Consider the following 18,358-nt stretch of genomic DNA (forward strand, 5'->3'; position numbering starts at 1 on the left):
AAATCCCAAACTTCGAACCTCAAATATCAAATTATAATAGAAAATGGAAGCAGTAGCTAAGCTTAATAATAATCCGACATCTACCCGCAAAATGCGTTTGCTGGCGGACCTGATCCGTGGTCTGGATGTGGAAAAAGCTCTGAATATTTTGAAGTTCCATCCAAAGCATCCCAGCGTTCCGTTGGAGAAACTGCTGTTGTCTGCTATCGCTAACTGGAAAGTGAAGAACGAAGGCGCAAGAGTAGAAGATGCTAACCTGCAGGTAAAAACCATCTTCGTTGATGGCGGCCGTATCCTGAAAAGAATGCGTCCTGCACCACAGGGTAGAGGTTATCGCGTTCGTAAAAGAAGCAACCATGTAACCATCGTTGTTGATAGCCGTCCTGTAGTGGAAGCAAAATAAAAGAAACTAAAACTATTTATCTAATAGACAAATAAACCAGAACATGGGTCAGAAAACAAATCCTATTGGTAACAGGTTAGGTATCATCAGAGGATGGGACTCCAATTGGTATGGTGGCAAGAAAGATTACGCTACCAAACTGATCGAGGATAACAAGATCAGAACTTACCTGAATGCCCGTATCAACAAAGGTGGCATTTCCAGGATAGTGATTGAAAGAACTTTAGGTAAACTGATCATCACCATTCATACATCTAAACCTGGTATCATCATAGGTAAAGGTGGTGGAGAGGTTGACCGCATCAAGGAAGAGCTGAAGAAACTGACAGATAAAGATGACGTACAGATCAACATTCTGGAAATCCGTCGTCCTGAGATTGATGCGAACATCGTAGCTGAAACCATCGCTAAGCAGATCGAAAGCCGTATCAACTATAAACGTGCGATCAAAATGGCTATCGCTACTGCACTGAGAATGGGAGCTGAAGGTATTAAGATAAAAGTAGGTGGTCGTCTGGGTGGTGCTGAGATCGCTCGTTCAGAAGAAATGAAACAGGGCCGTGTTCCTTTGCATACTTACCGTATGGATATCGACTACGCTTCTCTGTTTGCGCTGACAGTATATGGTAAAATCGGTATCAAGGTATGGATCTGTAAAGGTGAAGTACTGGGTGAACGTGATCTGAACCCTAACGCAATTTCTGCGAAAGATGGTGAAGGTGCTGGACGCTCAGGTGGTGGCGACAGAAGAGGCGGTGACAACCGTGGCGGCGACAGAAGAGGTGGTGACAGAAGAGGCGGTGATAACCGTGGTGGCGAGAGAAGAGGTGGTGACCGCAGATAAGAGCTTACTTAACAATTAACATTAACAATTAACAACATACCAAGATGTTACAGCCAAAGAGAACGAAACACAGGAAGATGCATAAAGGCCGCATCAAAGGTAACGCTAAGCGTGGCGCGGCAATCTCCTTTGGTAGTTTCGGTCTGAAAGCATTAGAACCTAAGTGGATCACCGACAGGCAGATTGAAGCTGCCCGTGTTGCTCTGACCAGGCATATGAAACGTGAAGGTAACGTGTGGATCCGTATATTCCCTGATAAATCAATTACTGCCAAACCACTGGAAGTGAGGATGGGTAAAGGTAAAGGTGCTCCTGACCATTGGGCTGCTGTAGTGAAACCAGGCCGTATCTTATTTGAAGCGGATGGTGTTCCTTTACAGGTAGCAAAAGAGGCAATGGAACTGGCTGCACAGAAACTGCCTATTAAAGTGAAATTTGTAGTGCGTCCCGATTACGTTGCATAATGCTGCAACAGCAGGAATGCAAACGCAAAGTGATAAACTATAAACGATAAACCAGAAATTTTATAAACAATGGCAAAAGATAAGCTGGATCTTAAAGGCTTAAGCGACCAGGAACTGAAAGAGAAAATCTCTGAAGAGCAATTACGCCTGAAGAAAGTAACCTTCAGTCACGCAATCACGCCAATTGAGAATCCAATGAGCATCCGCTCTCTCAGGCGTCAGATCGCACAGCTGAAAACCGAGCTGCGTAAAAGAGAACTGGGCGCACAAGCCTAAAATAATAAAATTCATTAGCGCTCCGGGATACGGCAGTGTTAAAGAGTAAATACTTTCAACAATGATCGAAAGAAAATTAAGAAAAACCAGAACTGGCGTGGTATCCAGCAATAAGATGGATAAAACTATCACCGTAAGCGTTGAGCGTAAGGTGAAGCACCCTATCTATGGTAAGTTCGTTAAGAAAACTACTAAGTTCATGGCGCACGACGAGAAAAACGAGTGCAGCATTGGTGACACCGTAAGAATTATGGAAGTTCGCCCTCTGAGCAAAAACAAATGCTGGAGACTGGTAGAAGTTATCGAAAAGGTAAAATAATTATCTGTTTCAAGCTCCATCCGGCATTCCCGGTTGTAGCCGCTGATTAAACAACTTTACAAATCTCATAAGATGATACAACAAGAATCAAGGCTGAATGTAGCTGATAACAGTGGTGCCAAAGAGGTGCTGTGTATTAGAGTATTAGGCAACTCCGGCCAGGATTACGCTAAAGTGGGCGATAAAATCGTAGTAACTGTGAAGGATGCAATCCCAGGCGGTGGCGTAAAGAAAGGTATGGTAACCAAAGCTGTTATCGTTAGAACTAAAAACAAGCTGCGCCGTAAAGACGGATCTTATATCCGTTTTGACGATAATGCCGTTGTATTGCTGAACAACTCTGACGAGCCACGCGGTACCCGTATTTTCGGTCCGGTTGCCCGTGAGCTGCGCGATAAGGGATACATGAAGATTATCTCTCTGGCTCCCGAGGTGCTGTAAATCACAGCTTTATAAAGCTGAAAGCATAAAGCCAAAAGTTAAAAAACTTTAGGCTTTGTGCTTTCAGCTTGAATGCATATCTTTGCAGCCCGTTTCAAAAACGAAATTTTAATCAAGCGAAACTAGTGTTTCGCTTGGCGTTTTAAATAAACAAATAATGAAAACGAGATTCAAGCCTAAGTTCAACATTAAGAAAGGCGACACGGTAGTGGTGATTGCCGGTGATGACAAGGACAGGACCAAGCCACGTAAGGTATTGGAAGTGATCCCTGACAAGGCACGCGTTCTGGTTGAGGGTGTGAACATCATCACCAAACATACCAAACCAACTGCACAGAACACCAAAGGTGGTATTGTTAAGCAGGAGGCTCCAATCGCTATTTCCAACATAATGTTGTGGGATGCTAAGGCTGGTAAACCTACCAAAGTTAACAGGCAGCGCGAAAATGGTAAATTAGTTCGTATAGCTAAAAAATCAGGGGAGGTAATTAAATAATGGCAAACACTACATATACACCCAGACTGCAGACTAAATACCGCGAAGAAGTAGTTAGCACACTGCATAAGAAATTTAATTACAAGAGCGTAATGCAGGTACCAAGACTGGTGAAGATCTGTCTGAACCAGGGTATCAACGGCGCTGTTGGAGATAAAAAACTGGTAGATATTGCTGTTGATGAGATGACCCGTATTTCTGGTCAGAAAGCGATCGCTACTTTATCTAAAAAAGATATCTCTAACTTCAAACTGAGAAAGCACATGCCTATCGGTGCTCGCGTTACACTGCGTGGTACTAATATGTATGACTTCCTGGATCGTCTGATCGCAGTATCCCTGCCTCGTGTACGTGACTTCAAAGGTGTAAATGATAAAGCTTTCGATGGCCGTGGTAACTATACCCTGGGTATCACCGAGCAGATCATCTTCCCTGAGATCGATATCGATAAAGTAACTAAGATCTCCGGTATGGACATCACTTTCGTTACTACCGCGCAGACCAACGAAGAAGCTTACGAGCTCCTGAAGGAACTGGGTATGCCGTTCAAGAATATCAAGAAGGATAATCAATAATCTGATATCAAATTCCAAACCCTTCCCGGATTTGGAATTTGGAATTTATAACTGGAATTATTAACTCATCATGGCAAGAGAATCCGTAAAAGCTCGCGAAAGAAAGAGACAAGCACTGGTAGCTAAGTTCGCAGAAAAGCGTGCCGCTCTGAAAGCAGAAGGTAACTACGCTGAACTGGACCAGCTCCCAAGAAATGCTTCTCCTGTTCGCCTGCACAACAGATGTCAGCTTTCCGGTCGTCCAAAAGGTTACATGCGTCACTTCGGTATGTGTCGTAACATGTTCCGCGACCTGGCACTCGCAGGTAAAATACCTGGCGTTAGAAAAGCTAGCTGGTAAGCCGATACCATACTGTACCGCCTGCTTCGCAGTCCGTCAGTTTAAACAGGCATAGTTATTTGATTTTCCTATCTATTACTGATTGGATATCGCATTGTAAATAGTTTTTAAATTTTAAGAACAATGGTTACTGATCCAATAGCAGACTTCCTGACCAGAATCCGGAACGCGCAAATGGCCAACCACAGGATTGTGGAAATTCCTGCCTCAAAACTGAAAAAACGTATCACTGAGATACTGTACGACAAAGGTTATATCCTGAAGTACAAATTCGAAGAAGATAACAAACAAGGTGTTATCAAGATAGCGCTGAAGTATGATCTGCAGACTAAAGTACCTGCTATCACTGATATGCAGCGTATCAGCCGTCCTGGTTTACGCCAGTACGCTAAGCCTGCTGACTTCAAACGTGTGAAGAACGGTCTGGGTATCGCTATCGTTTCTACTTCTAAAGGTGTAATGACCGATAAAGAAGCTAAAGCTCAAAATGTAGGCGGCGAGCTCGTTTGCTACGTCTATTAATATATATGGTCCGTTACTGCTCCTGACAGGTATCACTTGTGCAGTTATCAGTAACAGGCCTTTCTACCGAAAAGATCTTTTGATAATTAAGCTTTCTATACGGCGCTGAACACTGAAGATCTGGTAATCAACATAACAGTAAAAACTGCAATTATGTCTCGTATAGGTAAAAGTCCTATCAAATTAGCAAGCGGTGTTACAGCTACTGTATCTGCTGCTAATGAACTGACTGTAAAAGGCCCTAAAGGTGAACTGAAAAGGACCATCGACAGGGATATCAAAATAGAAGTGAAGGATGGCGTGCTTACAGTAGTTCGTCCGACCGATCAGATCCGTCACCGCGCACTGCACGGTCTGTACCGTGCGCTGATCAACAACATGGTGATCGGTGTAACTGAAGGTTTCAAGAAACAGCTTGAACTGGTGGGTGTGGGTTACAAAGCCGCTAACCAGGGTCAGTTACTGGACCTGGCTTTAGGCTACTCTCACAACATCGTGATCGAGATTCCTTCAGAGCTGAAAGTAACTACACTGACTGAAAAGGGTGCTAACCCTAAAATCATGCTGGAAGGTATTGACAACCAGCTGTTAGGTCAGGTAGCTGCGAAAATCCGTAGCCTGCGTAAACCAGAGCCGTACAAAGGTAAAGGTGTTCGCTACAGTGATGAAGTGGTTCGTAAGAAAGCAGGTAAGTCTGCAGGTAAATAATTTTAATTAGCTAATCGGCGGTTCCGCTGGTTAGCTAATTTCAACAACATTCCGGCAGTATCGGGGTGATAAAAATAAAATCAGAAATGAGCACAAAAGTTAATAGGAGACAGAAGATCCGCTACCGCATTCGTAAAAAGGCTGTAGGTAGTGCACAGAAGCCTAGATTATCTGTATTTCGCAGCAATAGCGATATTTACGTGCAATTGATAGATGATGCTTCCGGTGTTACTCTGGCTGCTGCTTCTTCCCGCGATAAGGATATCAAAGCACAGAAAGGTACCAAATCCGAGAAATCTAAACTCGTAGGTGCTGCACTGGCTACAAAGGCAAAAAACCTTGGTATTACTACCTGCATTTTTGACCGCGGTGGTTATCTGTATCATGGTCGCGTAAAGAGCGTGGCAGATGGCGCCAGAGAAGCTGGTCTGCAATTCTAATATCAAATTGATTAAATCGTAATTCGCAAATAACAAAATGGCAAAGAATACATTTAATAAAGTAAAGGCCGGTGACCTGGAGCTGAAAGAGAAGGTAGTGGCTATCAACCGTGTTACTAAAACCACCAAAGGCGGACGTACTTTCAGTTTTTCTGCCCTGGTAGTAGTAGGTAACGAACACGGTGTAGTAGGACATGGTCTTGGTAAGGCTAAAGAGGTGCAGGAAGCTATCACCAAAGGAATCGACGATGCTAAGAAAAATCTTATCAAGGTTCCTGTGATGCATGGTACTATTCCTCACGATCAGTTAGCTAAAGAAGGTGCTGCGAAGGTGCTGATAAAACCAGCTGCTCATGGTACTGGTGTTATCGCGGGAGGTTCTATGCGTGCCGTACTGGAGAGCGCAGGTATCACCGACGTTCTGGCTAAATCACTGGGTTCTGCTAATCCTCACAACGTGGTTAAGGCTACATTCAAAGCTTTAGGTCTGCTGCGTGAACCAATTCAGATAGCAAAAACCAGAAGCGTATCACTGAAGAAAGTATTTAACGGATAATAACACTATCCAGTTAACGGGGTGGATAGGTCCTTTCCCGGCAATTGTAAAGTGCTAATACAAATAACAATGGCAAAGATCAAGATCACCCAGGTTAAAAGTGGTATCGACCGTCCAGAGCGTCAGAAGCTTACGCTGAAGGCACTGGGACTGAAGAAACTGAACGCCACTGTAGAAGTGGAAGCTACCCCCCAGATCCTGGGTATGGTACGTAAAGTAAATCATCTGGTAAAAGTAGAGGCATAGTCTGAAGGCTAATAAATTTTATTAGCCGGAAAATTATCCTACATTTATATCGGATATTTACGAATAAATGGTATATTTTAGAGCGAGCGGTCAATTTCCGCGTAAGTAAAAAAAATTAAAATGAATCTGAATACGTTACAACCTGCGAAAGGTTCCGTACATAAAGAGAAGCGCCTTGGTCGTGGTGAAGCATCCGGTAAAGGTGGTACTTCCACAAAAGGTAACAAAGGTGGTCAGTCTCGTGCTGGTTATCAGAGCAAAAGAGGTCACGAAGGTGGTCAGATGCCAATCCAGCGTCGTATGCCAAAACGTGGTTTCAAGAGCTTAAACCCAACTGATTATCAGGTGTTCAACATCGGTCAGATCGACCACCTGGTTGAAAAATATGGTCTCCAGGAATTCTCTCTGGAAAACCTGTACATCAACGGGCTGATCAACAGGACCGCGAAAGTGAAGATCCTGGGTCAGGGAGAACTGAAGGCTAAAGTAACCGCAAAAGTGAATGCGATCAGCGAAAAAGCCAAGCAGCTGATAGAAGCAGCGGGTGGAACGGTAGAGCTGGTATAAAGATTTCACGACTGAGGAGACGCCTACGCAGTAGTGCGTCTTTTCACATTTTATCAAGCCAGAGAAAACAACACAAATCCCGGCCAGAGTTACTGGATAGCAGCTAATGCAGGTTCGGAATTTGGTCCCGCTTAAACCGGGATGAAATTTTGAATATTAAACATTCATCTTCCTGTGAAGAAATTTATCGAAACGATTAAGAATATCTGGAGCATCGAGGATTTGCGTAGCCGAATTCTCACTACATTGCTTCTTGTCCTCATCTATCGTGTAGGATCCTATATCGCGTTACCCGGTATCGATGCCAACAGTTTGGGATTGGGAGAGTTTGCCAACAAGTCTGAAAAAGGTATCCTTGGACTGTTTAACATGTTCGCAGGTGGTTCCTTCTCCAGGGCTTCTATATTTGCTCTCGGCATTATGCCCTATATCTCTGCGTCTATAGCCATACAACTGCTTACAATTGCCGTGCCTTATTTTCAGAAACTCCAGAAAGAAGGTGAAAGCGGTAGAAAAAAGATTAATCAGTATACCCGTATACTGACAGTGATCGTGACTGGTTTCCAGGCAAGCGCGTATGTTGCGTTCCTGAAACAGCAGTCAGCAGGTTCCATTATCCCCGAGTATGGCGCAGCCTTCTTCTGGCTGACTACTACTATCGTACTTACAGCAGGTACCCTGTTTGTAATGTGGCTGGGTGAAAAGATCACAGACAAAGGTATTGGTAACGGTACTTCTATCATCATCATGGTGGGCATCCTTGCCCGTCTGCCACAGGCGATCATTCAGGAGTTCTCCTCCAGGAATGCGCAGAGCAATGGTGGTGCAATGCTGTTCCTGATCGAACTGGCTGTATTTGTGCTGATCACTATCGGTCTGATCCTGCTGGTACAAGGTACCCGTAAGATCCCGGTAAACTATGCAAAACGTATTGTTGGTAACAAACAGTTCGGCGGTGTACGTCAGTTCATTCCACTGAAGGTGAACGCTGCTGGTGTAATGCCAATCATCTTTGCACAGGCGATCATGTTTATCCCGGCAACAGCTATCGGTTTTGCTACAGACAGCAACTCTGGTTTTATCCGTATTTTCAGTGATCATACAAATGGCTGGTACAACGTGATCTATGCGGTACTGGTTATTGTATTCACTTATTTCTATACCGCGTTGATATTCAATCCGACCCAAATGGCGGATGAAATGAAACGTAACAACGGTTTTGTACCTGGTGTTAAACCTGGTCAGGCTACCGCTGATTACATTGGTGCTGTAATGGATCGTATCACCCTGCCTGGTGCATTCTTCCTGGCAATGGTTGGTATCCTTCCTGGTATTGCAGCAGCTGTGAATATCAATAGCAACTTTGCTACCTTCTTTGGAGGTACATCCCTGCTGATCATGGTGGGCGTTATCCTGGATACGCTCCAGCAAATAGAAAGCCAGCTGCTGATGCGCCACTACGATGGTCTCATGAGCACAGGTCGGATTAAAGGAAGAACAGCTCCGGCTAACGTCTAAGCTTAATCCCGGCTACCTGGTATAAAAGGCCACAGAAGCATAAAACCAACAGTGAGTTCGCTTATCTGCCGGTTTTATGCTTGCGTGGCTTAATAATTTAAGTAAAGAGCAATTTAGAATCTACGGCAAGTACAGCCCGGTCTTTTATGTCATTACGATCATTACTGACACAATGTGCTACCGCACTTTCAAAACTGAACTTTCCGAACCCGTTTTTTAGTATGGTGCATTATAAAACTAAAGAAGAAATTGAGCTAATGCGCAAGAGCGCATTATTTGTGAGTGCTACATTGGAAGAAGTGGCTAAGCATCTGAAACCAGGTATGTCTACCCTCGATATCGATGCGATCGTAGAGAAGTTTATTGTGGATAATGGTGCAGTACCTTCTTTTAAAAACTACAAAGGATTTCCTAAAAGCTGTTGTATTTCTGTAAACGCAGAGGTCGTGCACGGTATACCGAACGCATATGTTTTGCAGGATGGTGATATTGTGAGCGTAGACGTTGGAGTACTGTTGAACGGATATCACGGTGATAGCGCTTATACGTTCGCTATCGGGAATGTGAAGCCGGAAGTACTGGCGTTGATGAAAACAACCAAGGAGGCCCTTTATAGAGGCATAGAGAAGGCAGTGGCAGGAAACCGTATTGGTGATATCGCTCATGCCATACAGGATTATACCGAAAAACGGCGTGGTTACGGCGTTGTACGTGAGCTGGTAGGACATGGCCTTGGAAAGAACCTCCATGAGGATCCACAGGTCCCTAACTATGGTAAACGTGGCAGCGGTCCGATCATGAAGGAAGGTTTGGTCATTGCAATTGAACCGATGGTAAACCTGGGTGTCAAAGAAGTGGAGTATATGGAGGATGGCTGGACCGTTATTACACGGGATGAGAAACCTTCCGTCCATTTTGAACACAACGTGGCAGTAATGAAGGGAAAACCGGATATACTATCTTCTTTTGAAGGCATCGAAAGAGCGGAAAAAAACAACCCTGCTCTCAACTCAAACTATTGATTATTAATGAGTAACGCTGAATTTCAGGAGTTGGTAACAATTTATTGTTCGCGTTTATTTTATTAATTTTTCTTTTTCTTACAATTTCACTATCTTTGCAGTCCTAAAAATTTTTATGGCAAAACAGGCACTCATTAAACAGGATGGAATAATACTAGAAGCCTTGTCTAACGCTATGTTTAGAGTTAAGTTAGAGAATGGGCATGAGATTTTAGCGACCATTTCTGGTAAGATGAGAATGCACTATATCCGCATCCTGCCTGGTGACAAAGTGGGGGTGGAAATGAGTCCATACGATTTGAGCAGAGGCAGAATCATATTCAGATATAAATAACAATACAGACTTATAATTTATAACTTATGAGGGTAAGAGCTTCCATAAAAAAAAGAAGCGCAGATTGTAAAATCGTGCGCAGGAAGGGTAAATTGTTGGTGATCAACAAAAAGAATCCCCGTTTTAAACAACGTCAGGGATAATCTATTATAATAACAAAGTAAACTAAAATACAAATATGGCACGTATAGCCGGTATCGATCTTCCTAAAAATAAAAGAGGAGAAATTGGCCTGACCTACATTTTTGGTATTGGTCGTTCTACCGCTCAATACATTCTGGAGAAGTCTGGTATTGACTTAAACAAGAAAGTTAAAGACTGGAACGATGATGAGCAGGCTGCTATCCGTAACATCATTAACGGTGAGTTTAAGGTAGAAGGTCAGCTGCGTTCAGAAGTGCAGATGAACATCAAACGTCTGCTGGATATAGCTTGCTATCGTGGTCTTCGTCATAGAAAGGGCTTACCTTTAAGAGGGCAGCGTACACGTACCAATAGCCGTACCCGTAAAGGTAAGCGTAAGACGGTTGCAGGTAAGAAGAAAGCGCCTAAGAAATAAACTTGATAATACAAATAACAAGTTCCGGTTTCCAGTAGTCGTATATATGGCAAGGGGAATCTGGAACCTGGAACCTGGAATTTTTTATAATTATGGCAAAAGCACAAAATACAAAAACTGCTGCTAACAAAAAGAGAGTAGTTAAAGTTGACAATTACGGTGATGTACACATCTCTGCTAGTTTCAACAATATCATCATCAGCATTACCAACAAACAGGGACAGGTGATTTCCTGGTCTACTGCAGGTAAAATGGGCTTCAAAGGTTCTAAAAAGAACACTCCATATGCAGCTCAGCTGGCTGCTTCTGACGCTGCAAAAACAGCAATGGAAGCAGGTCTGAAAAGAGCAGATGTTTTTGTAAAAGGCCCAGGTGCTGGTCGTGAGAGCGCAATCCGTGCTATCGCGAACTCCGGTATCGAGGTTAACATGATCAAAGACGTTACTCCTTTACCTCACAACGGTTGTCGTCCTCCTAAGAAGAGAAGGGTTTAGGATTCAAGATATTCTGCGGTATTTCGAAAGTGGAAGGCTAGAATATATTCGGGCTTCCTGCTTTCGAGTTTCCGTTTGAGACTTTATTAACAAATGGGTATATGATCAGGTTTAAGATTTTTTAAAGATCATATGCCGGAACTAAAAAATCTATAACAGAAATGGCAAGGTATACAGGACCAAAGACCAAGATCTCCAGAATTTTCGGAGAACCAATTTTAGGAAACGGTAAGTACTTAGGTAAGAATAGTAACCCTCCGGGTCAGCACGGTGTAAGCCGCAAACGTAAACAGCTGGGCGAATACGCACTGCAGCTGCGTGAAAAACAGAAAGCGAAATACACTTATGGTGTACTGGAGCGTCAGTTCGCTAACCTGTTCGTTGAAGCTAACCGTCGTAAAGGTGTTACCGGTGAAGTATTGATTAAACTGCTGGAAGCTCGTCTGGATAACGCAGTATTCCGTCTGGGTATTGCTCCTTCCCGTCCTGCTGCACGTCAGCTGGTTTCTCACAAACATATCACTGTTAACGGCCAGGTAATGAACGTGCCTTCTTACCAGCTGAAACCAGGCGATATCATCGGTCTGAAGCCATCTGCAGCAAGCAACACAGCTATTACCAGCAACATTCGTGGTAAAAACCCTAAGTTCAGCTGGTTGGATTGGAATGAAAAAGAACAAAAAGGTACTTTCATTGCATATCCTGAGAGGGAGAGCGTTCCTGAGAACATTAAGGAGCAGCTGATAGTAGAATTGTACTCTAAATAATAATATGTCTTTAGCCGTTAAGCATGGGTCATTAGTTGCCCGCGTACTCAATATACGCGGGTTGCTAAGGACTGCATGTTAATGGCTAAAGTCAGTTTTACATAAACAATTAAACTTAACATATCAATGGCAATTCTGAATTTCCAAAAGCCTGATAAAATCGTTTTGCAGAAGTCAACTGACTTTGAAGCTCAATTCGAATTCCGGCCGTTAGAACCGGGTTACGGTGTGACTGTGGGTAACGCGCTGCGTCGTGTGCTGCTGTCATCTCTGGAGGGGTATGCCATTGTGGGAATAAAGATTGAAGGTGCAGATCACGAGTTTGCTACTTTAAAAGGAATCACTGAAGACGTTACTGAAATCATCCTGAATCTGAAACAGGTACGTTTCAAACGCATCGTTGAGAACGAAGTTAGCAACGAGAAAATTCAGATTTCTATTAAAGGTAAAACTGAGTTCCGTGCTGACATGATCGAAAAAGCAACCAGTGCTTTCCAGATCATGAATCCTGAATTGCTTATCTGTACGCTGGATCCATCTGCAAAGCTGGATATCGAACTGACTATCGGTAAAGGCCGTGGTTATGTGCCAGCTGAAGAGAATAAACCAAAAGATGCCGTTTTCGGTTACATCGCTATCGACTCTATCTTTACGCCAATCAAAAACGTAAAATATAGCATCGAGAACACCCGTGTGGAACAAAAGACTGACTATGAGAAGCTGATCATGGAAGTGATCACCGATGGTACCATCCACCCGGAAGAAGCTGTAAAACAAGCATCCCGTATATTGATCCAGCACTTAATGATCATCACTGATGAAAACATCAGCTTTGATACTAAGGACACTGAAAAAGAAGATGTTGTTGACGAACAGACACTGCAGTTGCGTAAGATCCTGAAGACGCCGCTGGAGGATCTGGATCTGAGTGTACGTGCATTCAACTGCCTGAAAGCTGCTAAGATCAATTCCCTGAGCGAACTGGTGCAGTACGAACAGGAAGAACTGATGAAGTTCAGAAACTTTGGTCAGAAATCTCTCAGTGAAATTGAGCAGGTGCTGAACGAAAGAGGTCTGCATTTCGGTATGGACTTGTCCAAGCTGAAATTAGACGAAGAATAATCAAATCATACTTTAAATAAGTACCCTGTAATTCCTGACACGGTATAGGGGAATCTAAAAACAAAGCGTCATGCGTCACGGAGTAAAATTAAATCCACTCGGCAGAACTGCCTCACATCGTAAGAGCCTGTTATCTAACCTGGCAATTGAACTGATCAAGCACAAGCGTATTACTACCACCTTAGCAAAGGCTAAGTCATTGCGTGTTTACGTTGAGCCTTTGCTGACAAGAGCAAAGAACGATTCTACCCACAACCGTAGAATTGTGTTCAGTTATCTGCAGGATAAAGAAACTATCAAGGAACTGTTCGGTGCAATCAGTGAGAAAATCGCTAACCGCCCAGGTGGTTATACCCGTATCATCAAATTAGGTAAACGTTTTGGTGATAACGCAGAAACTGCGCTGATCGAGCTGGTAGACTTTAACGAAATCTATGGCGGTAAAGTTGAGAAAGAAGCAGCTCCTGCTAAGAAAACTCGTCGTGCTGGTGGTAGCAAGAAAAAGGCTACTGAAGAAGGTACTACATCAACTGAAGAAAAAGCAGCTGAGTAATTATTTAGCACTCGCTTCAATTCATAAAAAGGTCCCGGAGGTTACTCCGGGATTTTTTTTGCCCATAATCAGGATTCTGTGTAAGCTGATACGTATTAATTACTTTTTTTTGTAATATCGTATTTTGAATGACAATCAGACGGGAGGATCCGTCATAAACGCCTCTATATCTTATGACTTACCTGAAATGTAAAAGTTGTGGGCATTACAACGAACTGAAATCGGAGTTTCTCACCTTTTGCGCCGAATGCGGCAAAAAATTGCCCGTTACCTACGCTGAATGGAAGCTTAAAAATCCCGAAAGGAGCTTCGAACAATACCAACAGGAAATAGGAGTAAAACCTAAAAAACCGAGAACCAACCATATCGGTCTGTTGCAACAGAAATATCTCGCCTGGGCCGGCAGACGTGGGGTTATCATCACGATCATACTGGTGATCGGATTAGCAGCCGTTGCAGGTGGTTATATAGGTAAACGGGTTGTATTCAATATCATATACCCAAAGATCAATAAAGCGTGGTTGTATTCGTCCTGGGAGACGGTGAGAATTGGCAGGCAGACTATAGAGATAAGTACACCCATGCATTTGGGTGTCAACGACAAGCCGCTAATGCCGGAAATAGCTCAGTTCGTAGAATATGCGAAAAGTTATAAGAACAGGGTAGAGGAAGGCATGCAGGTAGAGGTAAATATGTATAGCTACCGCCCAAATGTTTCCAATGATCTCGAGGTCGCAGGTGCCGCATCTGCAGCTGAAATGAAAAAGAATAGGGAAATCTCTGATCTGAAATACGATACAGATACTTTAACGCAGAATGGAATGCCTGCGCTCTTACAGGAAGGTACATTTAATTATAAAAGCGGTATCCGTCTGGCTTTTTCTAATCTGCTAATGGTGAGTGGACAGCACCGGTGGGAAGTGGTAATCCGTTACCGGGAGGACGATACAACGGCACAGGCAGCAGCTAATCGTATTATAAAATCGATTCATGTCAAATAAATGAGTAGAAGATTAACAATTAATCGGGTGGAAATCTTAATTGTTAACCATTTATTCAATAACTTTGCACGATTTTTTAAAACGAAAAAATAAGCATGCCTCAGACTAGATCGATCCAGCCGGCCGTACTGTTATTAGATGACGGAACGGTATATCACGGAAAAGCTTTTGGTAAAATAGGCACCGCCGCCGGTGAATTGTGTTTTAACACTGGAATGACAGGATACCAGGAAGTATTTACGGATCCTTCATATAAAGGGCAGGTACTGATCATGAACAACTGTTACGTGGGTAACTATGGCGTTAAAAAAGACGACGTAGAAAGCGACAGCGTTAAGATCAGTGGATTGATATGTAAGAACATTTCTTACAACTATTCTCGTCAGATGGCTGACGGTTCCCTGGAGAAGTTCCTGGATGAGAATAATCTGGTTGCTATTCATGATGTGGATACCAGAGCGCTTGTAGCTCATATCCGCAGTAAAGGAGCAATGAACTGTATTATCTCTTCAGAAATACTGGATGTAGAGCAACTGAAAGGTAAACTGAAACAGGTTCCTTCTATGGAAGGCCTTGCATTATGTGCCGAAGTATCTACTAAAGAAGCGTATAACGTGGGAAATCCGGATGCTGAAATCCGTATTGCGGTATTGGACAATGGCGTTAAGCGTAACATGCTGAAATGCCTTTCCGAAAAAGGCGCTTATCTGCAGGTATTCCCCACAGATACTCCTTTTGAAGAGTGCGAGAAATTCAAACCACACGCATATTTTGTCTCCAACGGACCCGGTGACCCGGCTCCATTGAAATATGCTGTTGATACTGTTAAGCAGATCCTGAACGCAAACAAACCTATGTTCGGTATATGTCTGGGACATCAGTTGCTGGCTCTTGCCAATGACATTCCTACATATAAAATGCACCATGGCCATCGCGGTCTGAACCATCCGGTGAAGAACCTGGCGACTGGCCGTTGTGAGATTACTACCCAGAACCATGGATTTGCAGTAGATCCGAAGGCAATTGCAGCCAGCGAGACAGTAGAAGTTACGCACGTGAACCTAAATGATGCTTCTATCGAGGGTATCCGTATTAAAAACAAACCGGCATTTTCAGTACAATACCACCCGGAGTCTACTCCTGGTCCATACGATAGCCGTTATTTGTTCGATGACTTCTTCAACATGATTAAAGCGAACATGTAAGTTTTGCACGATAAAGAACAAAAGAGGCGATCCTTAGGAAGGATCGCCTCTTTTGTTTGGTGATATTATGTCTCAGAGAACGCTTGCTCTGTTAGTCTTCTTATAATGTATTGATTATCAATTTATTTTCAGGAAATAGAGCAAAAAAATACGGCTCCGTGATCGGAGCCGTTTGCCTTTATAAATTCCACGTTATGAAAAACTGATACAAAAATACGGTATTTAGCTAAAACGTTTTAGTTTCTTTCCAACTTTTTTACAGAATTTTGATAAATCATACTTCCGTGTTATTCTCAACCTCCTCTCTCAGAATTCTGAATCAAAGTTCAGCATTCTAAAACGCTTCCTGAAATTCTTAAGGTTAAATTTATGCTAAACCAGTATCGTCTACTTTGCCTACTACCTCAGTTCACTCGTTTAGTGTGCCTTTTGCAATTCAAATATACGAAGAATATTGAAGTAAAAAATATTTAACGGAATAAAATTGGACTTTGTTTAAAAATATACTACATATAATTTTTAATAATGTAAAAAAAGGGCCTTTTTGGCCCTTTTTTTTTTCTAGTCTATATAATGCTATTATATAGAATTATATTTAATGTATTGTGGGGGTTTCTAGTTCTCAGCAACCGAAGCTCCTTCTTTTATCTCAATACGACCAGGATAACTTTCCAGTGCCTTGCCAAGGCAGATCATCGCTTTTCTAATATCTTCCTTATTCAGTACATAGGCCAACCTTACTTCATTTGTACCTAATCCCTTTGTAGCATAGAATCCCGTAGCAGGAGAAAGCATGACTGTTTGCTGCTCATAGGAGAAAGATTCCAGCAGCCACTGACAGAATCTATCGGCATTATCAATTGGCAGTCTGGCAATGGCATAAAATGCGCCACCAGGATTAGGACAGAAAACACCTGGTATATCATTCAGCATACTTACCAGCACATCACGACGGCTTTGATATTCTGCTTTTATTTCGTCAAAATAATCCAGTGGGAGGTCCACAGCTGCTTCTCCTGCTATCTGTGCAAAGGAAGGCGGGCTGAGGCGGGCTTGGGCAAACTTCATCACTGCATCCAGTACTGTCTGGTTTTTAGTTACCAACGCTCCGATTCTTCCGCCACAGGCGCTGTAACGCTTGGAGATCGTATCCATCAGGATAACGTTGTCCTCCAGGCCATCCAGGTTCATTGCAGAAAAATGTTCACCAGTGTAGCAAAACTCACGATAGGCTTCGTCAGAGAAAAGGTAGAGGTTATGGCGCAGACATAGTTCTGTTAATACTGAAAGTTCTTCTTTGCTATATAAATAACCAGTAGGGTTATTTGGATTACAGATCATGATTGCTTTGGTGCGGGGCGTGATCGCTTTTTCAAAAGCCTCCATGGCTGGCAATGCGAAGCCGTTTTCGATGCTCGCCGTAATGGTGCGTACATTGATGCCTGCTTCAATAGCAAAGCCGTTATAGTTAGCATAAAATGGCTCTGGCACCAATACTTCATCTCCTGCATCCAGGCAGGCCATAAAGGCAAAGAGAATTGCTTCAGAGCCACCAGTGGTGACGATTATCTGCTGAGGTGTCAGGTTGATACCGAATCTTTCATAATAGGTAACCAGCTTACGACGATAGCTTTCATTACCTGCACTGTGACTGTATTCAAGTACTTTGAAATCTGAATGCCTAACCGCATCCAGTACTGGTTTTGGTGTTTCAATATCTGGTTGGCCGATATTGAGATGATATACTTTGGTCCCGTTTTTCTTAGCGTTTTCTGCATAAGGAACCAGCTTCCTGATAGGAGAAGGTGGCATCAGCTCGCCTCTCTTACTAATGGTAGGCATAAATTGTTTTGATTTTTGAGTATACAAAGTTAGTGGATAATGAGGGGATATATGGATAAGTTAACGGGTAACGTGGCAGAAACTCATTTTAATAAAGAACGCCTTACAGTGATTCTGTAAGGCGTTCTTTACGTTTTATAAGGTAGTCTGTATTCTCAATTATTCTACTGTACCAGTCAGATGCAGTTCTTTGTCCTGATCGATACCTTTTAACCTTACCCAAACAGTTTTGTTCTGCGCACCCATGCTGTTTGCACTGTAGCTGGCAGTAATTTTACCTTTTTTACCTGGCAGAACTGGTTCTTTAGTCCAGGTAGGAGTGGTACAACCACAACTTGCACGAGCAGTTTCGATAATTACCGGCTCTTTGGTAGTGTTAGTGAATTCGAAATCAACTGAAACTGGTTTGTTCAGTTTGGTTTTGCCGAAATCGATAGTTTCCTGTTTGAATTTTACTTTAGCATCAACAGGGTTTCCGGTCTGTGTCTGTGCCCAGAGCGCTGTAGTTAACAGCATGCTCGCAAATAGGGATAAGATGAATTTTTTCATGTATAATGTGGTTTTAAAACGACTGGTTAAAAAAAAGATCATCGTTTACTTACTAACAAATTTACAGCCAAAAATAATGTCTAAGCGAAGAATTTATTAAAATCTTATTAAAAAAAATCAAATTATTTTACGCATTACATTTTCAGACGTTTCGCAACTGTATAATTAACTATAATAAAACTTACTTTTGTACTT

General features: G+C 42.8%; 28 protein-coding genes. 26 read left to right on the forward strand and 2 right to left on the reverse strand.

The window, feature by feature from the left end; translation table 11 throughout:
• The first annotated feature begins 43 nt into the window (after positions 1–43).
• The 26 genes from rplV (at position 44) to carA (ending at position 15,772) form a co-directional block, all read left to right on the forward strand.
• Positions 44–403 carry a 50S ribosomal protein L22 gene (gene rplV / locus GWR21_RS23530; protein ID WP_162334089.1) on the forward strand — a complete coding sequence of 120 codons (360 nt, stop codon included), beginning with the start codon at positions 44–46 and terminating at the stop codon, positions 401–403.
• 43 nt (positions 404–446) lie between these two features.
• Positions 447–1,247: a 30S ribosomal protein S3 gene (gene rpsC / locus GWR21_RS23535; RefSeq protein ID WP_162334090.1), complete on the forward strand. Its 801-nt coding sequence runs from the start codon at positions 447–449 to the stop codon at positions 1,245–1,247.
• Positions 1,248–1,291: 44 nt separating this feature from the next.
• Positions 1,292–1,711, forward strand: coding sequence for a 50S ribosomal protein L16 (gene rplP, locus GWR21_RS23540; protein ID WP_012789294.1), 420 nt, complete (start codon positions 1,292–1,294; stop codon positions 1,709–1,711).
• Positions 1,712–1,780: 69 nt separating this feature from the next.
• Positions 1,781–1,987: a 50S ribosomal protein L29 gene (rpmC, locus tag GWR21_RS23545; RefSeq protein WP_162334091.1), complete on the forward strand. Its 207-nt coding sequence runs from the start codon at positions 1,781–1,783 to the stop codon at positions 1,985–1,987.
• A 61-nt stretch (positions 1,988–2,048) separates the two neighbouring features.
• On the forward strand, positions 2,049–2,306 hold the full coding sequence (rpsQ, locus tag GWR21_RS23550) for a 30S ribosomal protein S17 (RefSeq protein ID WP_176842403.1): 258 nt from the start codon (positions 2,049–2,051) through the stop codon (positions 2,304–2,306).
• A 72-nt stretch (positions 2,307–2,378) separates the two neighbouring features.
• Positions 2,379–2,747 carry a 50S ribosomal protein L14 gene (gene rplN / locus GWR21_RS23555; protein WP_012789297.1) on the forward strand — a complete coding sequence of 123 codons (369 nt, stop codon included), beginning with the start codon at positions 2,379–2,381 and terminating at the stop codon, positions 2,745–2,747.
• Positions 2,748–2,904: 157 nt separating this feature from the next.
• Positions 2,905–3,243, forward strand: a complete 339-nt coding sequence (gene rplX / locus GWR21_RS23560) for a 50S ribosomal protein L24 (protein WP_162334092.1) — start codon at positions 2,905–2,907, stop codon at positions 3,241–3,243.
• Positions 3,243–3,818: a 50S ribosomal protein L5 gene (gene rplE, locus GWR21_RS23565; RefSeq protein WP_162334093.1), complete on the forward strand. Its 576-nt coding sequence runs from the start codon at positions 3,243–3,245 to the stop codon at positions 3,816–3,818. Before rplX ends, rplE begins: the two co-directional genes overlap by 1 nt.
• 70 nt (positions 3,819–3,888) lie before the next feature.
• Entirely contained in the window at positions 3,889–4,158 is a 270-nt protein-coding gene (gene rpsN, locus GWR21_RS23570; RefSeq protein ID WP_012789300.1) for a 30S ribosomal protein S14, read from the forward strand.
• Positions 4,159–4,281: 123 nt separating this feature from the next.
• Entirely contained in the window at positions 4,282–4,680 is a 399-nt protein-coding gene (gene rpsH / locus GWR21_RS23575; RefSeq protein ID WP_162334094.1) for a 30S ribosomal protein S8, read from the forward strand.
• A gap of 153 nt (positions 4,681–4,833) precedes the next feature.
• Positions 4,834–5,388, forward strand: a complete 555-nt coding sequence (gene rplF, locus GWR21_RS23580) for a 50S ribosomal protein L6 (protein WP_162334095.1) — start codon at positions 4,834–4,836, stop codon at positions 5,386–5,388.
• Between the two features lie 86 nt (positions 5,389–5,474).
• A complete protein-coding gene (gene rplR / locus GWR21_RS23585; RefSeq protein WP_162334096.1) occupies positions 5,475–5,828 on the forward strand; it encodes a 50S ribosomal protein L18 in 354 nt (117 codons plus the stop codon).
• Positions 5,829–5,865: 37 nt separating this feature from the next.
• Positions 5,866–6,384 carry a 30S ribosomal protein S5 gene (gene rpsE / locus GWR21_RS23590; RefSeq protein WP_072360615.1) on the forward strand — a complete coding sequence of 173 codons (519 nt, stop codon included), beginning with the start codon at positions 5,866–5,868 and terminating at the stop codon, positions 6,382–6,384.
• Between the two features lie 69 nt (positions 6,385–6,453).
• Positions 6,454–6,630 (forward strand): 50S ribosomal protein L30, encoded by a 177-nt coding sequence (rpmD, locus tag GWR21_RS23595; RefSeq protein WP_162334097.1) that lies wholly within the window; start codon positions 6,454–6,456, stop codon positions 6,628–6,630.
• Positions 6,631–6,750: 120 nt separating this feature from the next.
• Positions 6,751–7,197 carry a 50S ribosomal protein L15 gene (gene rplO / locus GWR21_RS23600; protein WP_162334098.1) on the forward strand — a complete coding sequence of 149 codons (447 nt, stop codon included), beginning with the start codon at positions 6,751–6,753 and terminating at the stop codon, positions 7,195–7,197.
• A gap of 174 nt (positions 7,198–7,371) precedes the next feature.
• Complete coding sequence (gene secY, locus GWR21_RS23605) at positions 7,372–8,715, forward strand: preprotein translocase subunit SecY (RefSeq protein ID WP_162334099.1); 1,344 nt, start codon at positions 7,372–7,374, stop codon at positions 8,713–8,715.
• 221 nt (positions 8,716–8,936) lie between these two features.
• Complete coding sequence (map, locus tag GWR21_RS23610) at positions 8,937–9,737, forward strand: type I methionyl aminopeptidase (RefSeq protein WP_162334100.1); 801 nt, start codon at positions 8,937–8,939, stop codon at positions 9,735–9,737.
• Between the two features lie 115 nt (positions 9,738–9,852).
• The gene (infA, locus tag GWR21_RS23615) at positions 9,853–10,071 is read left to right on the forward strand and encodes a translation initiation factor IF-1 (protein WP_012789309.1); all 219 of its coding nucleotides are present in this window, start codon (positions 9,853–9,855) and stop codon (positions 10,069–10,071) included.
• Positions 10,072–10,097: 26 nt separating this feature from the next.
• Positions 10,098–10,214 (forward strand): 50S ribosomal protein L36, encoded by a 117-nt coding sequence (gene rpmJ, locus GWR21_RS23620; protein WP_012789310.1) that lies wholly within the window; start codon positions 10,098–10,100, stop codon positions 10,212–10,214.
• Positions 10,215–10,249: 35 nt separating this feature from the next.
• Positions 10,250–10,630 carry a 30S ribosomal protein S13 gene (gene rpsM / locus GWR21_RS23625; protein WP_162334101.1) on the forward strand — a complete coding sequence of 127 codons (381 nt, stop codon included), beginning with the start codon at positions 10,250–10,252 and terminating at the stop codon, positions 10,628–10,630.
• 92 nt (positions 10,631–10,722) lie between these two features.
• Positions 10,723–11,124: a 30S ribosomal protein S11 gene (rpsK, locus tag GWR21_RS23630; RefSeq protein ID WP_012789312.1), complete on the forward strand. Its 402-nt coding sequence runs from the start codon at positions 10,723–10,725 to the stop codon at positions 11,122–11,124.
• Positions 11,125–11,285: 161 nt separating this feature from the next.
• Positions 11,286–11,891 carry a 30S ribosomal protein S4 gene (gene rpsD / locus GWR21_RS23635; protein ID WP_089809379.1) on the forward strand — a complete coding sequence of 202 codons (606 nt, stop codon included), beginning with the start codon at positions 11,286–11,288 and terminating at the stop codon, positions 11,889–11,891.
• 126 nt (positions 11,892–12,017) lie between these two features.
• Complete coding sequence (locus GWR21_RS23640; protein ID WP_089835240.1) at positions 12,018–13,013, forward strand: DNA-directed RNA polymerase subunit alpha; 996 nt, start codon at positions 12,018–12,020, stop codon at positions 13,011–13,013.
• A gap of 70 nt (positions 13,014–13,083) precedes the next feature.
• Positions 13,084–13,566 (forward strand): 50S ribosomal protein L17, encoded by a 483-nt coding sequence (gene rplQ, locus GWR21_RS23645; RefSeq protein WP_162334102.1) that lies wholly within the window; start codon positions 13,084–13,086, stop codon positions 13,564–13,566.
• Between the two features lie 173 nt (positions 13,567–13,739).
• Positions 13,740–14,567 (forward strand): hypothetical protein, encoded by an 828-nt coding sequence (locus GWR21_RS23650; protein WP_162334103.1) that lies wholly within the window; start codon positions 13,740–13,742, stop codon positions 14,565–14,567.
• A 95-nt stretch (positions 14,568–14,662) separates the two neighbouring features.
• Positions 14,663–15,772, forward strand: a complete 1,110-nt coding sequence (gene carA, locus GWR21_RS23655) for a glutamine-hydrolyzing carbamoyl-phosphate synthase small subunit (RefSeq protein WP_162334104.1) — start codon at positions 14,663–14,665, stop codon at positions 15,770–15,772.
• Positions 15,773–16,387: 615 nt separating this feature from the next.
• Here carA and GWR21_RS23660 read toward each other — a convergent pair.
• Together GWR21_RS23660 and GWR21_RS23665 are read right to left on the reverse strand one after the other, a co-directional pair.
• A complete protein-coding gene (locus tag GWR21_RS23660) occupies positions 16,388–17,614 on the reverse strand; it encodes a pyridoxal phosphate-dependent aminotransferase (RefSeq protein WP_162334105.1) in 1,227 nt (408 codons plus the stop codon).
• Between the two features lie 159 nt (positions 17,615–17,773).
• Positions 17,774–18,163 carry a DUF1573 domain-containing protein gene (locus GWR21_RS23665; protein ID WP_162334106.1) on the reverse strand — a complete coding sequence of 130 codons (390 nt, stop codon included), beginning with the start codon at positions 18,161–18,163 and terminating at the stop codon, positions 17,774–17,776.
• Positions 18,164–18,358: the final 195 nt, after the last annotated feature.

Source organism: Chitinophaga agri, assembly GCF_010093065.1.
In the GTDB taxonomy this organism is placed as follows: domain Bacteria; phylum Bacteroidota; class Bacteroidia; order Chitinophagales; family Chitinophagaceae; genus Chitinophaga; species Chitinophaga agri.